This is a genomic window from Nitrosomonas sp. Nm51 (genome assembly GCF_900111165.1).
In the GTDB taxonomy this organism is placed as follows: domain Bacteria; phylum Pseudomonadota; class Gammaproteobacteria; order Burkholderiales; family Nitrosomonadaceae; genus Nitrosomonas.
On the sequence record NZ_FOGH01000028.1, the window covers coordinates 13,430 to 32,657 of the forward strand.

Here is a 19,228-nt window from a genome sequence, read left to right on the forward strand (position 1 = left end):
CTGGCACCTCAGCCCTTATAGTCGGTCCTGACTTTTATCCAGAGTCTTTGAAATCGTAAATGCACCGCGCAACTTCCCCGGCTTGTAGCCGGTAGCCGCATCCTGAGGATATTTTTCTGCCAGCGCGGCCAGCTGTTTTGATTTTTCTTCAAGCTGTACCGTGTTAGCATTTTCCGCAGCCAGGTCAGCGGATAATAACAATAGCAGGATTGCAAAATTAATGTTGCGCATGATTCCTCCCAACATTTAAAAAATATAACCCAAACGCGCACCCAGGGTGTCCATTCCCTCGTTTTCCCGTGCCGTATAGGCATTGGAAATATGGTCAAAATAAACGGAAAAAGTTGTTCTCGGCGTCAGAAAATAACCGATTTCAAGTGGTATGTGAAAAAGTACACGCGAGCCCAGCGCTTTTCTATCGACATGCGACGCATGAAGTTTTCCATCATGAACGGCAGCGCCGACACCGGTAACAACAAAAATACCCGAACTGAAATTATATTGCCACAAAATGTCGAGATATCCTTTAGAGGTATCGCCGTTCGTATTGATTGAGCCGCCCAGCGCAGGCCGCAGCGTGCCGCCCAATACATCCATGGATGGGGCCAGCACGACTTCAATATTCAGATCGACACCGTTCTCGCGGTGAAACCCGCTCCAAAGATCACCCACATCATGCGCCAGCACACCGAATTTCAATTGATGAATCAGCCCGGCACCCGGCAGCTTTCCGTTCTCGCCGGCAAGTGACGCCTGCATCAAGAACACAGTCAAACACAACACAATCAATATCTGCCGCACAGACGAAACCGACATACCACATCACCACCCGATTTTTAACAGCCAGTAAATACTGTTTATTCAAATATGTTACCGTTTTTAACAGACCGATAACCTGAACAGCCAATACAGTTACAGCTTCGCCGATTCGCCGGCGTGAGTCAATCCTGACGGACTCATAGCCGCCGCTGTGTACAGCATTTTATTATAATAAGGAGCCGCGAATAAACAAGTGTGACAATTGGGCGCGTCTGGCGGGATGCAATGCAAGTTTGGAATTAAAAAAACCGGCCAATGCTAGCGCGGTTGCTTTGCTGCAGAATCTGTTAATTTCTGTCCATATTATTTTCTTTGTACAAATTCACTAATTCAGGCCAGGGCAAGGGTTGGCTGAAATAATATCCTTGCGCCATATCACAGTTGTGGGTACGCATAAACCTTAATTGTTTCGCGGTTTCAACGCCTTCTGCAATCACCTCAAGATCGAGCTTGTGTGCCAGCGAGATGCTTGCTTCAACGATTGCAGCATCGCTTGGATCATTGGCAAGATCGCTCACAAAAGTCTGGTCGATTTTCAACACATCGAGCGGAAAACGTTTTAAGTAGGCAAGAGATGAGTATCCGGTTCCAAAATCATCAATCGCGACCCTGACTCCCAGTGCGTTTATTGCTCGCAGCACTTCTGCGGCGCTCACCGGATCCTTCATGAGGATATTTTCCGTGATTTCCAGTTCCAGCATTTGCTGAGGCATTTGTTCATCCTGCAATATACGGTTCACTCTTTCGAACAAATAATCATCATTAAATTGCGCAGCTGAAACATTAATAGAGACGCGAAAATTATCAAAACCCGCTTCACGCAAGGTACGGTGTGCGCTGCAAGCTTGGCGCAATACCCACTCACCGACAGGAATAATCATGCCTGAATTTTCCAGCAAAGGCACAAAATCAGCAGGTGATATGAGCCCACGTACCGGATGCTGCCAGCGGATCAATCCTTCTATGCCGATAATACGGTCACTGCGTAAATCCAGCTGGGGCTGGTAATACAGTAAGAATTGCTCATGCTCTAAAGCAAGACGCAAATCTGACTCTAGCGCCAATAATTCATGGCTGCGCGCGTTCATATCGGATGCATAAAAACGATATTGGTTCGGCCCACTCGATTTGGCCCGGTACATGGCAATGTCGGCATGATGCAGCAGTTCCTCTATCTGGTCCCCGTCGTGCGGATACAAGGCAATACCGATACTCAAAGTGATATAGATGTTTTGTGCGTTGATAACCACGGGGCGTTCGAACACCGCATGCAGTTTTTGCAACAAAACAAGCACGTCTTCCGAATTTTTTATCGCGCTTGCCACAACGGTGAATTCATCGCCGCCATGCCGCGCAACCGTATCATTTGATCGAAAGCAGCTTTTTAACCGTTGCGCCACTTGCCGCAACAGGGAATCGCCAGCTGAATGACCCAGATTATCATTGATTCGTTTAAAATTATTTAGATCGAGAAACAGTACTGCGACATATTCGCCATGCCGTTTTGCATATTCCAGCGCTGAAGTTAAACGGTCCATAAGATAAAACCGGTTCGGCAAGTCGGTGAGGCGGTCATGGGTGCTCTGATATTGCAGCTGCGCCTCGTAATGCTTGCGCTCAGAAATATCCCGCATGATAGTCGACAGATACTCGATCGCACCGTCGGTATTCCGGTGCGCCAGCACGACCTGTGAAACAGGCAATTCTTTTTCTTCAGCAATCCGTAAAACAGTTTCTCCGTGCCAGACACCGTGCTCGCGCACAGCTGACAGCGCTTGAGACATGCGCTGCCGGGCGGAGCCTTCAACAACCAGGTCGTGCATATAACGCGCACTGACTTCCTCTCCGGCGTTTATACCGAGAAGCCGGCGTCCCGCCTGGTTCAGATAGCGAAGAAGACCTTCCTGCCCAAAAATAGCAACCAGATCAGGCGTAGCCTCCAGAATGGAGACGAGGCGGGTATTTGCTTCCTCGGCACGCACGCGCGCAGTGACATCTCTGCCGGTAGACACAAAATGTGTAATGCGCCCATCTGCATCCTTCAAAGGCGTAATCACCTTTTCTTCAAAAAACAATTCTCCGTTTTTGCGGCGGTTGATCAACGTGCCTTTGAAAAGGTCGCCACGGGTAATAGTGCGCCATAGTTGCTGAAAAAAAACGGCGTCATGTCTGCCGGAACTGAATACGGCCGATGTGCGTCCTTTGATCTCATCGGCCGTATAGCCGGTAAGCTCTTCAAAAGCCGGATTGACATATTCGATGCACCCACTGGCGTCTGTAATAAAGACACTGTCAGTAGTCTGCCTGACAGCTAACGACAGTTTGCGCAGGATTTGCTCTGCATGACGGCGTTCCCGGCGCACATGCGCATCACGGAGCTCGCGCTCGATCGCCGGCAGCAGGCGGGCCAGATTGTCCTTCATGATATAATCCTGTGCGCCGCTTTTCATGGCTTTCACAGCAATTTCTTCACCGATCGTTGCCGAAACGAAAATAAAAGGTATATCGGGGTCGTGCTGACGAACGATCTCAAGCGCGCGAGTACCGCTCAAATTGGGCATGGAAAAATCCGAGACAACAATATCCCACGATTCCTGCAGCCCCGCAATCACATCGCGTTCGGTGTCAATCCGCCGCCAGTCAAGCGCCAATCCTTCTGACTCGAGGTGGTCTACCAGCAATTGCGCATCGTCTTCCACATCTTCAATGAGCAATACACGCAAAGGCGTTGCATGATTTTGCCTATTCGACATAAATTTAACCCCTGTTTTCTGTCAGACCGGCGGCGGTTCATTCAGCAACAACCAGTAGAGCCCCAGTTGTCCCGCTGCTTTGATAAATTGATCAAAATCCACAGGCTTGCGTACATAGCTGTTGGCGCCGAATGTATAGCCTTTGATCCGGTCTTCTTCCTCATCGGACGATGTCAGAATGACTACCGGCAGCAACCGGGTGCGCTCATCCGCACGAATACGGCGCAACACTTCCAGGCCGCTTATCTTGGGCAGTTTTAAATCCAGCAGCACGACTGCCGGCCAATCCATCATTTTGCGTCCGGCATAAGCACCTTCGCCAAACAGATAATCGAGCGCTTCAACACCGTTACGCGCCACAATTATCTCGTTATTGACTCGATTCGCCACTAACGCATCCAGCATGAGTAATTCATCATCCGGGTTGTCTTCCACCAGCAGTATTATCTTTTTTCGCATTCGTTTTTTGCTCATTCAATGTAAAATAGAAAACAGCGCCCTGATCCACGGCACTTCTGGCCCAGATGCGTCCGCCGTGCTTGTGGATTACACGCTGTACAGTTGCCAGCCCGATGCCGGTGCCTGAAAATTCGCTGGCATCGTGCAGCCGCTGAAAAGCGCCGAACAATTTATCAGCATAAGCCATATCAAATCCGGCGCCGTTATCACGCACAAAATACGTTAACGTTTCATCAGGATTACAGCCAACTTCAATCGCAGCTTCGGCACGGTGATTGGTAAATTTCCAGGCATTGCCCAGCAGATTATCCATAACCACGCGCAGCAAACGCGCATCGCCGTGCGCAATCATTCCGGGCTGTATCGAAAACCTTACGGTTCGTTCCGGCTCGTCCTCGCGCAACAGCGCGATTACTTCGCCGGCAAGCTGTGATAGATCGACCGATTCCCGTTTAAGTTCCGCACGGGTAATGCGCGACAGCTTGAGCAAATCATCAATAAGATTCGCCATACGCTGCGCGGCGGCGCGGACCCTGCAAAGCCGGTCCCGTCCTTTTTCATCCAGGCGATCGGTATATTCATTGAGCAATGTACGGCTGAAACCATCGATCGCCCGCAACGGTGCGCGCAAATCATGGGAAACAGAATAGCTGAAAGCTTCGAGTTCCTGGTTTATTGTTTCCAGCGCCACAGAGCGGGCGCGCAAACCGTCATTTAACTGCCGGATCTTGCGTTCAGCTTCCTTGCGTTCGCTGACGTCTTCCAAAATACCGTCGAAATAGATCTCATCGGTGACATCTTTCTTCATCACGGCAGTTAGCGCAGCATGAAACTCGCGTCCCCGCAATGTCTTCAAACGGACCTCATGATTGTGAACATGTCCCTGGCCCATTACCGTATCGATGAAAGTTTTTCGATCGGCAGGATCACAATACAATTCGCTGAAAGGATATGCGAGCAATTGCTCAATAGACTCCGCTTCTAAAATATCCGCCATGGCCTGATTCGCTTCCAGAAATCTCCCCGTCTGATCGGGTTTGTTGCGATACACGCCCACAGGCAGATTATTGACCAGCTTCTGGTAGCGCATCCATGTCTGTTCCTGCGCTTCTTCAGCATGTTTGCGTGCCGTAATATCACGAATGATACTGGTCACCAGCACACCCTGATCCGTCTGCAACGGACTTAAGCTGATTTCCACCGGAAATTCACTACCGTCCTTGCGTCTGCCATACAGTTCAAGGCCAGCGCCCATGGGGCGGACAACTGGGCTGGCAAGATAATTTTGCCGGTGAGCGGGATGTGCTGCACGAAACCGATCGGGCACCAGTTTCTCTATTGGTTGCCCGATCAAATCATCACGGTTATAACCAAACCACTTTTCAGTCTGAGCGTTAGCCATGGTAACACGCCCTTTACTATTCGCGATGACAATAGCGTCTGGTGCCGACTCGAGCAGGCCGCGATACCGTTCTTCGCTGGCTTGCGCTTTGGCTTCTGCCTGCCGGCGGCGCATACCATGATAGGTAATGATGCCGCTCAACAGTACCAGCAAAGGGGTTAATACCATAAATGCAATGGTAAGATTGCGAACCTGTCCGGCTGTACTTGCGTTAATAGTTGCACGCGGCACATGCGCAACCGCTATCCACTGCTCTCCACCAGCATAATCCTCTGATTCTGTCGATGCTATCTGTGGTTTCTTTGGCATTATTCTGCGATAGGTAAACAATCCTTGTTCGTTTGACCGTTGACCGATCTGAGGCCCGTGCAGCATCGACAACCAAACAGCCTCCCCGTATTCATGATCAAAGCGCATCGTTTCCCGGTCTGGATACATAAAGCCCCACTCCACTTCCGGGCGCGGGCCGAGCAACCAGTAGCTTTTTTCGTTGAGGAGCCAAAGACCGCCAGGATTGTTTTCGCCGATAGCGCGCAGACGATCCAGCAGGCGCTGCCCACGGTAGTTCAGCACGACAATACCGCGTTTTAGACCCTCGCTGTCGAAAACCGGCGTGCTTAAACGTATCGTCGGCTTGATGGGCTGTTCAATGACGCCATTTTCAACATTAAGATCAAATGCCGATAAAAAAACGGTTCCTTTGTTAAGGACAAGAGTATTTCTCACATAATAACGACCCTGTTTGGTTTGCAGCTGCTCCCTTGCAATCACCTCAGGCCGGCCGTCATTCCAGTTAACACGTACTACCTCTTGACCCTGTCCATCCAGAAAACGGACCTGATCATAGAGACGCCGGTGGCGCACAAATGCCAGAAAATCCGCATGGAGATGTGATCGGGCCGCTTGAGTTGCAGTATCGAGCCATTGCTGTAACGACGAGCTTTCCGCAAGATACAGCGCGTCACCGCGTAATACACCGAAAACAGCATCGATAGTCTGGCTGGCAAGCTGTATCGATTGCTGTTCGTTGATTTCCATAACGATCAGTGTGGCAGCCGTCTGGGTTCGATAAATAAGCCATAGCACAACGGCCAACACTAAAACTAACGGTACCGACAACCGCAAGAAGCGCCCTGTGAATTGCCAGCTCAATGTGCTTCTTAATGCGCTTCTTAAATTCGATGTCATAAATGTCCACCCTCAATACCGTGACGACAGTGTTGTCTCCCTTGAAACTTGTTCAGGCTTTCAAAAATTAAAGCGAAAAGCTTGGATACGGCCATTGCCGGAGGTGCGTGTAAGAAACGCTCTCAGCTTAAATAGCACCTCCGGCATTTTCCAACCAGGATAAGATATCGTATAAAGAACAAGTAAACTACCCAGCGCATTGCTATCATTCCATAATTAGTCGATTCAGAATCCAGGTGCAGGCCGTCATCCATGACAGCCGAATAAGCGCTAAGTACATCAGCGCTCTTGATCTCATAACCATGACCAAGCGATAGCCATTTCAACGCAGCCAGTCCAGATTCAATAGCAAAGACGGGGTTTTCATCGCGAAAATCTTGAACTGCCCGGGTTAACGTGCGGGGATCAGTTGGACTGGATGTGACCAGTTCAATTGCCAAATTGAATAAACTGGCGATCAAGTCCTGCAGAATTTCTTCAGCTGGTTTGTGTGGATATTTCTTAACAATTGCGCGAAACTTGGCAAGATTGGTCGTAGTTTGATTAGCTGCAATAGCATAACGACGATAGGCTTCTTCAGTCATACCGGATGAAAGCAGGATCGCTTCCGCTTTTTTGTTTATGGCGACCAGAACTTTAACACCCCATTGGCGATCGTGCCATCATTTGTATGGCGCCTTGTCAATTAGCGTCGTAAGCAGTTCATCGTATCGGCCTGCAGAATATAATGAAAACAGACACTCGTGCCTTTAAAATAACCATGGCCGGTCGATGCAGGACCCCAGTTATTTTCGAGAAAGGGCAACAGCTCATCAGCCAAGGAAGATGCCATTTCCTTGGTCACACATAATTCACCCCAGTAATCGCCCAAACACTCGAGATACGGAATTTCATCATCCTGAAATGCAGTCCAAAGCCGGTCAAGCCAACGTTTTCGAGCTTTAATGCCCACATCTGCTTTTGCGATAATTGGAACCAGCGTATCGATTGCGCGATTGACAGCAGTGCCTATCGCACCCGATGAGCTATCCACTGTTCCAATGCCGGTGACAGTTTTTCCAGTAGCATTACTGCGCCTTCTGCCGCAAGAATTGGATCTTTTCGAGTAAACGATTTAATTTCAGATAAAGCTTCCTTTATCCGTTGAATTGGCAGTTTTGAATTCCAGCCAAATGCATGGTAGCGGAATCTGGATGTGAATTGCCATTTGTGCGTGGACATAGGTGATATCAACTATAAATTGACAATCATCCCAGATTTTGAACGCACATACATTAAAGCAGTGCAATTTTTACAGCGATACGACTATTTTTTCTTTTGAAAAAATAGTCGTATCGGTTTATAAATGCGCACAAAAATTGTGCAAAAAACGTCGCTAAATGCTGACCAATCTATCCCAAAATATGGGCAGTATTAATTTTATAAGTTAATGATATATAACTAAATTATGGCGAAGGCGTCATTCATATTGGCAATGTAACCCATTGTTTTATATATATATTTATTTTCATATATTTGAAAGTTACCCCTAAAGTTACCCCTGTTTTTGTTTTATTGCCTAATTTTTAATCACTGAATCTACCCTGACGAAATATGGCCTGATCCATTTTTTTGTGGATCAGATAACAGGTAAGTTGCATATGTTCAGAAACAACAAACTAAAAAATAACTACGGTTCGAATTACCCTCACAGGTTTAATGCCTGGAAGTACCTGCACAGTCCAAAAGAAGGGGTGTACCCCCCCTCAAAAATTACACTCCACAAAAATCTATCTAGGCAGTCGGTCTCTCGGCTGTAACCTACAGACTTTTTACCCGCCCTCCCTGTTGATCCCTGACCACTATTTAATAATTTTATTAAATAGTCTTTCTCTTACCAGATTGATCACCGTTCACTTGACCACCCCCCTATTTAATTACGCGGTTTTGCACGCCTCTCTAGGCGATCGGTCTCTTGGCTATGAGCTGTAGACTTTTAACCCGCCCCCTGGTCTGTCAACTGGTTGATAGTTTCTGGTAGTCGGTGCACTCAACAGGTGCAATCAATACACGTTCACGCAAGTGGTAGGCTTCAAGTATCGGGTGTTGTTTCTTGCATTGCCACTGATACACCTTACGGCTTTTACCGGGTTGTCCGGCGTAGGTCATGTCCAGGTGCTGACATCCCGTGCAGTCATTACCCTTGCCGGGTGATTGGATGAATGGATAAATTATACGGTATGGATCAATTCCGCTTTCTACTGCATACTTTGCCCATGTCTTAACCTGTTCTATCGGTAACATGGTTTCAAGTCTAATCAGTTCATGAAATATTTCTTCGTCTTCACACTGTATCTTTTTTGCAACAGAAAGTAATAAACAAACCGCTATTGGATGCAAATTTGCTGCGCGTAATTTTCTTGCTGCAAACCCCTCCGGGGCGGGTGATTGATCGTTAAAAATTCCACCCCCTTCATTTTTTGGTCGGGCAAGTCGGGCAAGTCGGGCGGAAGCTTTATTATTATTTTTATTCATATTATTACGATTGCCCGACTTTGTACAATCGGTCGGAAACTGGTCGGGCACTGCCCGACTTTTTGCCTGGTTCGGGGTATTTTCAGCTATTTTCCGATCATCTTCTGGCTGTTTGATTAGCACAGTGAAGTCTATTTTTCCCATGATTCAAGCCCGACAAAATGACAAAAAAAGACACGCTGAATTTTTCGGAATGAAAACTTGAGCGTGTCATTTACACAACAAAATACAATCAAACAATCAGCCGTCATCGTCATTGCTCCATATACTAGGCAAGATATGAAACGCCCGAACGCGCCCTTCATGCGGCAAATCGACTTTAGGGCACAGGTTCTTGCCATCACCCGGCCGCATATAACCTCTTTCAATTAGCAGCCTGGCCACATTACGATAATCCACACCCTTGCAAATTTCCTTTTTGAACGATTCAGACAACACATAATATTCTGTTGTCCCGTCATTGGCGGCCTTACGATACCCGCAGCGCTGCAAGGTTTTGGGTGCGTGCGTATCATCGGCACGGTCGTACAAGACAAACCGGCCTTCACTGTGAAGCTCAAGGAAGTGGCGCACCTGTGCCAGCATGTCCCGTTCTTCCTTGTTGCCTTCGCCGCCATAACCGGCAAGCCATGCCTTAAAGCAAGTGACGGCATTGTTTATGGCCTCCCCTTGCTTCCAGCCTGTCACACCCCACAGTGTGGCCAGTTCACCACCGGCAGCAGCCAGGGCGAACCGTGCAGCAACACGGCGGGTTTGTCCGCTGGCCTTTTCGGTCAGCACTGACTCGGCAAATACTTTTTCACACTCTCTGAGCATTTCGGGTATTGCTTCCTTATTCTTCAAAACATGGCGTATAAATTCAAGCAGTGCCGTACCATAGTATTTACCGGCGCTGGCGGCCAGCGCTTCGGCCAGCTTTGCCGGTGATTCATAGCCGTGAATATTCTCGAATATACCCATGCCTGTTCCCGCATCTACTGGCAGATCGCACAACCGTATTTCCATTCCGGTATTCACACGTTTGCCCGCATCATTCACATGCTGGCTTAATGACAGTTCACCGGATGATAAAAACAATATCCGCCAAGTGGCCAGATTACGCGCCCCGCCGTTTGCATTTGAACGTACCTTACCGCTGCTATTGGCAAGCATGTAGGCCGCTTCAGCCGCAATCTTTCCATCAAGCTGCTTGACTTCATCGAGTACCAGCAGGGAATCGCTTCTTGATTGCGCCAGTGCTTCCAAACCGTTATCTGTCGATCGCCACCGTTGCAAATAATCCCGCCCGCCGCAGACCGAACTGGCAACAAATAATGCCGTGCTTTTGCCCGTGCTGGAATTGCCGGTCAGCTGGAAACCGCCACTTTCAGCACCAAGCAGGTGCAGTAATGGCGATGCAAACGCAGTGCATACCGAAAACACCAGGCGGCTGTTACCGGCGCACAGTGCGGCCACATTATCGCGCCATTGCGCTAACGATCCTTTTTGCCGGTATGGATTAGAATCGGGCAGTTGATTAGCATAAAGCCATTTTTCCTGACTCTCTCCAACCACCTTTTCAGGCAAGACAAAAACCATTTCATCATCCACACCATGCCAGCCGGTTTTATTTGTAGTCACGGCACGCTTATCGGGAGTAGCAGTTTGCAGGTATTCAATAACCAGCTTACGGGCGTTACCCGTGCCAATGCGCAGCCCGGCATCCAGCAATTCACCGGAAGCGCCCAATGCATCACCGTTAAACTGGCGCATACCCAGGACAATTCTTTTTTCCTTGGCATCAGGATCGATCAGCCACACCAACAAACCCCATTCCAGCCCCTGTTCGGTACGCACCATTGCCAGCGGTTTGATAGGCGAGCATACCCAACGAATGCGGCTTGATCCGTCCCTGTGCTGCTCATTAACGTACAGCCCCCTATCAAACAGCGTGAAACGCTCGATTGCTTCAGCGTCTTCAGGTTGCTTGCTGGTTTGTTCGTCGCTGTCTTTGTCGGTATTGCCGACAAACTCGGGCGCATCGATCATCACACCGTCACGCTGCAATAAATCGGCGAACTGTTCAGCAGTCCAGCCAGCGGCCACCAAATCATCGGCATCGTCACCAGGCTGCAACGGCTGACCGGGCGCACGCTCAAGTTTTGAAATATCCAGAGCCCGGACGCTGGCCGCATTGACCGCTTGCAATTGCTGAATCACCGTTTTGCAAGCCTTCATACCTGCTGCATCATTATCCTGGAAGATGATACAATTGCGGTTCTTAAGTGGTCTGAAGTCGGCTTTGGCGGTGGCATTGCTGCCGCCTTGCCAAGTCAAAACGGGGTGATTAGGCAGCAGCTTTTCCAGGGCGATAGCTGCCTTTTCACCCTCTACAATCCAACAATCCGCATCAGGGAAAGCAGCCAACCCCGGCAAGCCATATAGCGGCCTTGGTTCCGGTGGAGATTTATACAGCCATTTGAACGCTGATCCTTTTTGCCACAGGGTTAAAGGGCTGAATTGCTTCTTTTCCCCGTTTGGCTTGTTGTACCGATCATGATAAAAATTCAGCTTACCGTTAATGTTCAGGTAATCGTAACGGGCTGAAGGCTTGCCGTGTCTCGGGTGTGTCTGCGGTGGCTTTGGTGCGTTATCCGGGACGGGCATAACACACACCCAGCCGTAATCCTTGCCGCCTTCCTGCTTTTCGTTGCTAACCGCTAATGCCTTACCATTGCCTCTGTCGTTTTGCGGCCTTGTAGCGCGTTCTGATGGGTCGTTTTTTTCAATCTGAATATTTAAAAATCCGGCCAGGCTTTTGGCGGCTTCGCTTTGAGTGCAATCGTTCAGATAAGCGAATAGCGACACAAGATCATTACCCTTTGCGCCGTCTGCGAAGTCCGCCCATTTGCCGTTATTCAGATTGATGCTGAACGAACCGGGGGAACTGTCCGACCGCTTAGGGTTCAGGGGCAGATACTCATGCCCCTCCCGTTTGCCGTCAGGCAGATACCGGCTCAATAAGCCATCGACTGAAGACAGCGCATGAGCGGCGACAAGTTTTATTTTTTCCGGGGTCAATGAGTACCCCCTGATTTATTGCGCTCTTGCTTCAACAATCCGGTGAGCGCGTAACCGTAATTGTCTTTCGCGTCTTCTAGTATTCTGGAAAAAACGGCGAGATCATTTTGATCAATAATCAAACCCTCTGTAATAAAACAGCAAAACACGTGAAACAGGTCATTATGGGCGCGGTCCAAACGCTGGCCTTCTTTATTTTCAAGCGGTACCGCTTGAATCAATGTCCAGGCGGATAAACACAACCGTTTCAATTTTTTTGCTGTTTTTTTGCGATTCCGTAAAACTTCTACTTTACTTTCTTGATCCCCAGAAAACCGCTTGATCAATATATCCAGTTTATTAATGACATCGGGAATGCTTGTGATTACGCTGAATTTGTCTTTGTATAAATCAGCATCAACACTAAAATTGTATTGAGCAAATTTCTCTATCTGCTTATATGCCTTCCCTAACGTATCCCTGATACTTTCCAGATTTAAACAAATGCTGCGAATATCACCACTGTAGAATTCTCGTGACTCACCGTCTTCCAGCGTAAAATAACGCAGCAAGAACGAGAATTCATCTCCGGCCTGCGCTATATTGTTGATAACCGGTTGCATCACTTCGACTTCATTGGCAGTCAACAATGTTTGTCTAACATCATCCATTTCCTGACAAATGGAAAAAATGGCTGCGTCAAGACCAAAAGTCTGATCAGAAGTTAAAGCAACGTCTTCTAGGATTTCTAGCCGCGCCAAATCGTTTGATAAAAAGCCAAGCGCATTAATCATGGTCTTCAGTTTCCAGAGCGCTTTATAGCCAGAAGGTGGACTGATCAGCCGGTGATCGCCGCCGTTAGCTGATTCATCAATAGAATTGTGAATGCTGGTTTCGTTTGCTGTGGCTACAGCTTTATTGATTTGATTCATGGTATTGCTCCTTTGTTTAACGGTTGAATTACCGCCACCCATGCGAGACACGGGCGGAGGCTGTTATAAGGCTGGAAAGACCGAAACAGGTCGGCAGGGCGCAAGCCCTCCTTAAAACAACCCCCATTAAACAAAAAGACGCAATAAGGGCTTTTCGGATGCAAATAAAAAAACCGCCACTATTGGCGGTTACACCCGCCTGTTTTCGAGCTTTCCAGTTCCCGGTCAATGATTTTGCATTGACAGCGCAAGTATGCCGCCAATGCATAGAAATTGTCAACATCATCACCGCCCACCTTTTTTATTTCCATTTTTTGCAGCGCTCAACAAATCGCCAATCCTCTCAAGGGCTTCAGCTTGTCGCTCCATAAGGCGCAATTGTTCACGCCACAAAAGGCGATTCTTTTGACCGGTGTTTGCAATCGATTCAGATACGGTTAAGGCCGAAATAACCACCGGACATTCCTTGACGCCATCATTAATACTTCCGCCAGTTAAGTTATCTGCTGCTGCGGCAAGGTAGGTAAATGATTCAAAGCCTGGCCTTATGCCGATTTCCCTGAGAAGTTCTTCCTCACTCAGGGTTTTGAAATAGTCTTTTCCTGACATATTAAGCGCCCCCCTGAATCTGTTTTTTGATCCAAGCCTGCACCTCCGATTCACGCCAGCGGCTGGCTGTACCGATCTTTAAAGGTTTCGGAAATGTCCCTTGTTGGATTTTGAGATATATGCTTGAAGATTTGAAACCGACACTAGCCGCAACCTCTGCTATAGTTAGCAGCCTTTCTGACGGTTGTGTGTGTTGATGGTGTTGCGGAGTTACCGCAGTTGATAGTGACATCTTGTCGCCTCCGTTTCAGTTGAAAACAAACCGTGTCAACCGACACAGTGGAAGCGAGAATAACGGAATGATTTTATGAAAAAAATTCCCGTAAAGGCTCAAAAACTATTTTTTTAGAACAAGACGGGTATTTTTTAACAAACAATGTGATTGATCAAATGTGGAAATATTTATTTTGAAAAAAATGAAATAATTTTATGAACGGGTATTTTTTACTTGTTTTGAAGGTCGACCACGCTTTTCACCTTTTCTTGGGTCAACATCACTTGCCCAATCACGTAGCGTGTTTTTCCCTCTATATTTCTCCTTATAGTATTTAACGTCTGGATGATTTTTTATTTCTTCAATATTCATTTCGCTTTTTTCTTCCCATAACCGCACGGCAATTTCTTTAAATTTGATTTTATCCATTTGATCACTGCGCAATTTGTTTGTGCCCGATGGTTGCCTATTTGTCGAATTCTTACTGCGTTCCTGTTTAGGTGACGCAAGATAATCACTCAATAATTGTCTTAATTCTTTATCACGGATGCCAATTGTTTTATAGCTGATTTTAATAATGGGGAGCAAAGGAATATCCAGTGGATCCCCATAAGACCACATAAGTGGTTTTAATACACAATAAACAATCACTGGGTCTGCTTTACCTTCATTTGCATATGGTTCATCAGAGGATACATAAAGCAATTCACTTTTTCCGCTGATTTTTAGTTCCTCAAGGTTTTCTCTAAATAAATATGTTCCTGTTTTTTCGATTCCCTCATTTTTGATATTTTTACAAACATATCCTCGGTTTTGTACACCATCTTCTTTTGGTAATGCCACCCACGTCAACAGTGTTCGCATTGTGTCGGGTATGATTGACAGCAAATAGGATGGATATTTGTGATCTTCCACTACATCATCAGGCTTGCATTGATCTATTGAAAAATCAATAATTCTTTCAGCACCCCACTGTTCACTTGTCTTTCCAGATAACCATTCAGCCGCTTGATCGAGCGTGCTCCATTTCAATGGTATAGCCATATACCCCCTTCAAAGGCTGCCTTCAGGAAAGGTAGCCAACCAACGGGCTGAAGGTTTCCCGCTTTCGCCTGGCCGGGCTAGATTGGCATTAAGGGATTATAACGAAATTTTTCTTTAAACCGGTTATGTACCTTCATCCTGTAAACGCCTGGCCGCACGCGCAGCGCGTGTCGGTGGTGCTATGTGCTTATGCATTGCCATCAATAATTCAAGGTGCGCTATTGCCCACTGTGGCAATGGTGTGACCGATTTCACCCAATGATTGACAGTAACCGGGGTCGTACCCATTGCCCTTGCAAAATCGATTTGCCGCCACCCGATTTGCTTTAAACCGTTTTCGAATTCCTGCGGGGTCATTTTCGCTTCCATTTCATCGCCTCTTTGAGCATTTGAACATCAAAGCAAAAGAATAACCGAATCAATAAATTAAATCAACTATAATAAAAAGTGGGGAATTATTATCATAAATTATAATAATTTTAATAAATAGTGGGGAAAACTTAAAATCAATAATTTTACATAATACACATTTTGTTAAATTCACGTTCGAAGTGAAGACGTCGTCCCATTTTCTTTTTATTCAATAAGTTGCAAAGGATTTTCGTAATTTTTGCGGTTTTTTGCATAATTTTGCAAATTATTTGGAAAGTATTTTTTCCGCTTTGTTGCGCAAAAACCACAATAAAACAGCCTGAATAATTGTTAAAGACAGGGGAAAATATGCCGCTATATGCAAAAAAATATTCGTAACATCTTCAGGCTGGCCGGGATTGCATCAGATACCGGCCGGTTTATTTTTGTGTCCAAGATATTTTTCACAATAAGCCAATTGGCATTCTAATGCATCAGAATTGAAGTTAAAGTACCCAATTATTTCACTTGCTCAGTATGTAAACTAAAGTGTAAACTTGCTGCCTAATATACTCAAACATCCAAACATAAGTCATGGGAAATGTAATGAGCAAGAAAATGTCCAATGCACCAGTTTACTATGCACTTGCCCAAGCTAAATTCAATCCAGTTGCCGCCATGGGAAACAAGTACATAAAAGATGTGCAAGACGCTTTTCGTCTCATGGGATATACACTTTTCGAACCCCAAGAAAGAAAACAACTTCAATTCTCAGCAAACTTGGGCCAATTACCTGCTGAACCTAAAATCGAAACCAAGTTATTCTGGCTAATCACAGAAATGAATAGGAAATCCGGCTTCATTTTAGATCAATCATCATTGGTTTTTCACACTACACACTACGAGACCAATGAGAAATTTATTCCAGAGCTTCTTGAAGGGCTAGAAGCAGTTCACCAAATAGTTAGACTCGAACATGTAAGTAGGCTTGGACTTCGTTATCTTAACGCCGTTATTCCAGGCAACAAAGAACACGTTGAACAGTATTTATCTAGCGGGCTTCATGGCATCAAATTTGGGAGTCATCCAAAATATTCACTTTATGAGTCTGTATTTGAAACTAGCAAGAATCCTAAAAGCACACTAATCGCTCGAATTCATTGCTCAACTGATGTACTTGGCTATCCTCCTGACATGGCACCGAATGGGCTTTTGCCAATGGAACGTTTTAATAGAAATGAGAAGATCACTCATGCCGTAATTGATACAGATCACTATTTAGAAGATCGTATGAAAATCGATTTTAAACAATTAAAATCTCAGTTAAAAACATTACACACGGGCATAAAGCATGTTTTTGCTGCTATCAGCACTGAACACGCAACCAATATCTGGAAAAAATAATGGGAAGGAATAACAATGTATAGCTTATTTACACCACAAGACGAGATTCAAATTGCACATACTAATTATTCTAAACATACAAAAACATTCGTAGTCTTAAGCACTGTCCTTTTTGGCACTGGAAGTGCATATGCTATGGATAGCCTTGAAAAATGGCGCTCACATTTACAACCACGTGTTACATTATCCCTTGATCAGAATGAAACTCCGTCCGATAATTCACAACAAATAGATACACGCACTGTAATTGAACACATTGAAAATATTCGCTCAATACTTGACCCATCGATTTCTGATCTGGCAAACCTATTCAACGTCTCCAGGCAATCCGTATACAAATGGCTATCTGGCAAATATACACCCGAGTCAGAAAATTTGAAACAACTATACACACTGAGTCATATTGCTGACAAATTCAAAGTTGCTGAAATTTCTCGAGCAAATTTTATTCTGAAAATGAAAGCTTTTAATGGATTATCTCTGCTCGACATGCTCAAATCCGGTGAAGATTGTAGCGTCCAAGTGGATATGTTAATTTCAGAAGCAAAAGCTATGGAGGAATCTTACAGCAGATCAGGGATTGCGTCATCAAAAACAAAACCTACCAATGATTGGAAAGCATCTATTTCTATACCTAGTTCCGACGAAGAAATCTGACAAGGAAATGTTGCATGCTTGGGCGTGATACAAATTGGCGCCAAGGGTGTATTCTAAACACCAAAGATGCAATCGCTATCGGTCTACTCGATCAAAATGAATCAAAAAAATACGTGGTGGTTATATCTCATGATTGTGATCTACCAAATGAAAAAGAAGAAATAATTGAAGTTATTGTTGGCACAAAAATATCTAAAGTTAATTCGCTGTTTACCAACGCACGCAACCCCCGGCTTCTACATCTTAATTTTTCTTTACTAAACTCGGGAGATAACATATGTATCGAACTCTCGCACTCCCACCGGCATACTTTAGACAAAAATAAATTTACTAAACTAGCCCCAAACAATGAATTAAAACTAGAAACAAATGAAAAACAAACATTGAAGCAATGGCTTGCCGCTCGGTATGGACGACCAGCGTTCCCTAATACATTTGAAAACAGGTTACGAAAAAAATACAAAAAAAGAACAGTAGAACAACATATTAGCGATATACTTAAACCAGTAAGCGAACATTTGATAGGTGTTTTTCTTGACTTAGGCGATGAACTTGCATGTGAATTGGAACCAGATGAATCATATTTCCTGAAAATTTTTCTAGTCTACGATGCAATCGAAGGTGGAACAAGTGCAAGAAAAATTGCCGAGGAAACAGCAACTAAAATTAATGTCCTTTTTTTTAATGTATATCAATCCAAGAACCCATCAGAAAATCAAGAAATCGTCCTAGAAAAGTGCGATGCTATAGCAGATACTCATATGACATTAGCAGACCTCAGAAAAGTATCTCAGTGGCGAGTAGAATATATAAGCCTACGCAATAACCCACCCGACCCATTCATAGCAGCTGGAGAATGAATAAAGCGATTGATACATGACGTTGATTTTTACTAATTAGATATTTGCGTAGCACTTTTCATCTTTAATTGGCTATTATTTTTCTCCGATATAGAAAGCAACAGGAAGATTCCCGCGCGGTATTTTCGGGAAAATCAGCCAAAATTATGCAAAAAGTCGGGCACGGCCCGACCAATTATCGACCGGTTCCGCAAAGTCGGGCAACGATAACACATTGAATATTATATTTAATAATCGTTCCGCCCGACTTGCCCGACTTGCCCGACCAAAAAATGAAGGGTGTGGAATTATTCATCACAAAATTACTACAAAAAACGTTTACTAAAAATTTAGTATCCGCCCATTTTGGCGAAAACCAGTTACCCGGATTTTTTGAACATAGGGATGACGCTGGCACCCTTCTCCAAACCCTCAAGAAAGTCACTCCACCACGCCATCATTTTTATACGCTCCGGCAAATATTTTGCCCGGTTGTATGCGCCCCTTACTTCATTACTTTCACAGTGCGCTAGCTGGCGTTCAATTGCATCGGGATTGAATCCGGTCTCATTTAAAACAGTGGACGCTACCGCCCTGAATCCGTGCCCGGTCATCTTGCCTTTATATCCCAGGCGATACAGGGCAAACAGTAGCGTGTTATTGCTGACCGGTTTATTAGGGTTACGCCCAGGCAACAGGTAACGGCTATTGCCTGCCATGGTTTTTAATTCAGTGATTATTTTTAATGCCTGACTGGATAATGGAACAACATGTTCATTGCGCATTTTCATGCGCTCAGCCGGCACGATCCACAAAGCATTATCCAGGTCGAATTCTGTCCAGACTGCGCCTATCAGTTCATTGGTACGAACAAAAGTTAATGCCAGTAATTGCAAAGCTAGCTGTGTCTGTCTGTCACCAATCGTTTCATAGGTTGATATTGCCCGTAACAGTTCCGGCAGTTCATCAGACTTTACCGCTGCCTGATTCTTTTTCTTGTGCGG

19 protein-coding genes are annotated in these 19,228 nt (G+C 45.7%); 3 read left to right on the forward strand and 16 right to left on the reverse strand.

What is annotated here, in order from left to right; translation table 11 throughout:
• Positions 1-15 precede the first annotated feature (15 nt).
• The 15 genes from BMY60_RS09985 to BMY60_RS10045 form a co-directional block, all read right to left on the reverse strand.
• Positions 16-231: a DUF3365 domain-containing protein gene (locus BMY60_RS09985; protein ID WP_143057416.1), complete on the reverse strand. Its 216-nt coding sequence runs from the start codon at positions 229-231 to the stop codon at positions 16-18.
• 15 nt (positions 232-246) lie between these two features.
• Positions 247-816, reverse strand: a complete 570-nt coding sequence (locus tag BMY60_RS09990) for an acyloxyacyl hydrolase (RefSeq protein WP_090333338.1) — start codon at positions 814-816, stop codon at positions 247-249.
• A gap of 290 nt (positions 817-1,106) precedes the next feature.
• Positions 1,107-3,572 carry an EAL domain-containing protein gene (locus BMY60_RS09995; RefSeq protein WP_090333339.1) on the reverse strand — a complete coding sequence of 822 codons (2,466 nt, stop codon included), beginning with the start codon at positions 3,570-3,572 and terminating at the stop codon, positions 1,107-1,109.
• A gap of 21 nt (positions 3,573-3,593) precedes the next feature.
• Positions 3,594-4,031, reverse strand: coding sequence for a response regulator (locus BMY60_RS10000; protein ID WP_090333340.1), 438 nt, complete (start codon positions 4,029-4,031; stop codon positions 3,594-3,596).
• Positions 3,988-6,621 carry a sensor histidine kinase gene (locus BMY60_RS10005; RefSeq protein WP_090333342.1) on the reverse strand — a complete coding sequence of 878 codons (2,634 nt, stop codon included), beginning with the start codon at positions 6,619-6,621 and terminating at the stop codon, positions 3,988-3,990. The genes BMY60_RS10000 and BMY60_RS10005 overlap by 44 nt, the downstream gene beginning before the upstream one ends.
• 122 nt (positions 6,622-6,743) lie before the next feature.
• A complete protein-coding gene (locus tag BMY60_RS16290; protein WP_256250789.1) occupies positions 6,744-7,205 on the reverse strand; it encodes a hypothetical protein in 462 nt (153 codons plus the stop codon).
• A gap of 101 nt (positions 7,206-7,306) precedes the next feature.
• Positions 7,307-7,654 (reverse strand): hypothetical protein, encoded by a 348-nt coding sequence (locus BMY60_RS16295; RefSeq protein ID WP_256250790.1) that lies wholly within the window; start codon positions 7,652-7,654, stop codon positions 7,307-7,309.
• Positions 7,630-7,842 (reverse strand): hypothetical protein, encoded by a 213-nt coding sequence (locus BMY60_RS16300; RefSeq protein ID WP_256250791.1) that lies wholly within the window; start codon positions 7,840-7,842, stop codon positions 7,630-7,632. Before BMY60_RS16300 ends, BMY60_RS16295 begins: the two co-directional genes overlap by 25 nt.
• Before the next feature lie 774 nt (positions 7,843-8,616).
• Entirely contained in the window at positions 8,617-9,279 is a 663-nt protein-coding gene (locus BMY60_RS10015; protein ID WP_090333343.1) for a hypothetical protein, read from the reverse strand.
• A gap of 96 nt (positions 9,280-9,375) precedes the next feature.
• Positions 9,376-12,195 carry a DUF927 domain-containing protein gene (locus BMY60_RS10020; RefSeq protein WP_090333345.1) on the reverse strand — a complete coding sequence of 940 codons (2,820 nt, stop codon included), beginning with the start codon at positions 12,193-12,195 and terminating at the stop codon, positions 9,376-9,378.
• Entirely contained in the window at positions 12,192-13,106 is a 915-nt protein-coding gene (locus BMY60_RS10025; RefSeq protein WP_090333347.1) for a hypothetical protein, read from the reverse strand. The genes BMY60_RS10020 and BMY60_RS10025 overlap by 4 nt, the downstream gene beginning before the upstream one ends.
• A 285-nt stretch (positions 13,107-13,391) precedes the next feature.
• Entirely contained in the window at positions 13,392-13,715 is a 324-nt protein-coding gene (locus BMY60_RS10030) for a hypothetical protein (protein WP_090333348.1), read from the reverse strand.
• A gap of 1 nt (position 13,716) precedes the next feature.
• Positions 13,717-13,947: a helix-turn-helix transcriptional regulator gene (locus BMY60_RS10035; protein WP_090333350.1), complete on the reverse strand. Its 231-nt coding sequence runs from the start codon at positions 13,945-13,947 to the stop codon at positions 13,717-13,719.
• Positions 13,948-14,142: 195 nt separating this feature from the next.
• Positions 14,143-14,973 (reverse strand): hypothetical protein, encoded by an 831-nt coding sequence (locus tag BMY60_RS10040; RefSeq protein WP_090333352.1) that lies wholly within the window; start codon positions 14,971-14,973, stop codon positions 14,143-14,145.
• A 123-nt stretch (positions 14,974-15,096) separates the two neighbouring features.
• Positions 15,097-15,342, reverse strand: coding sequence for a helix-turn-helix domain-containing protein (locus tag BMY60_RS10045; protein WP_090333353.1), 246 nt, complete (start codon positions 15,340-15,342; stop codon positions 15,097-15,099).
• 588 nt (positions 15,343-15,930) lie between these two features.
• On the opposite strand from BMY60_RS10045, the gene BMY60_RS10050 reads away from it, so the two are divergent.
• The 3 genes from BMY60_RS10050 to BMY60_RS10060 are packed head-to-tail and all read left to right on the forward strand — an operon-like array spanning position 15,931 to position 18,245.
• Positions 15,931-16,728 carry a TIGR04255 family protein gene (locus tag BMY60_RS10050; RefSeq protein ID WP_218141674.1) on the forward strand — a complete coding sequence of 266 codons (798 nt, stop codon included), beginning with the start codon at positions 15,931-15,933 and terminating at the stop codon, positions 16,726-16,728.
• 15 nt (positions 16,729-16,743) lie between these two features.
• Positions 16,744-17,385: a helix-turn-helix domain-containing protein gene (locus BMY60_RS10055; RefSeq protein WP_143057418.1), complete on the forward strand. Its 642-nt coding sequence runs from the start codon at positions 16,744-16,746 to the stop codon at positions 17,383-17,385.
• Between the two features lie 14 nt (positions 17,386-17,399).
• Positions 17,400-18,245, forward strand: coding sequence for a hypothetical protein (locus BMY60_RS10060; protein ID WP_090333356.1), 846 nt, complete (start codon positions 17,400-17,402; stop codon positions 18,243-18,245).
• A 359-nt stretch (positions 18,246-18,604) separates the two neighbouring features.
• Here BMY60_RS10060 and BMY60_RS10065 read toward each other — a convergent pair.
• The coding region (locus tag BMY60_RS10065; RefSeq protein WP_143057419.1) for a tyrosine-type recombinase/integrase at positions 18,605-19,228 on the reverse strand (624 nt) is incomplete at its 5' end.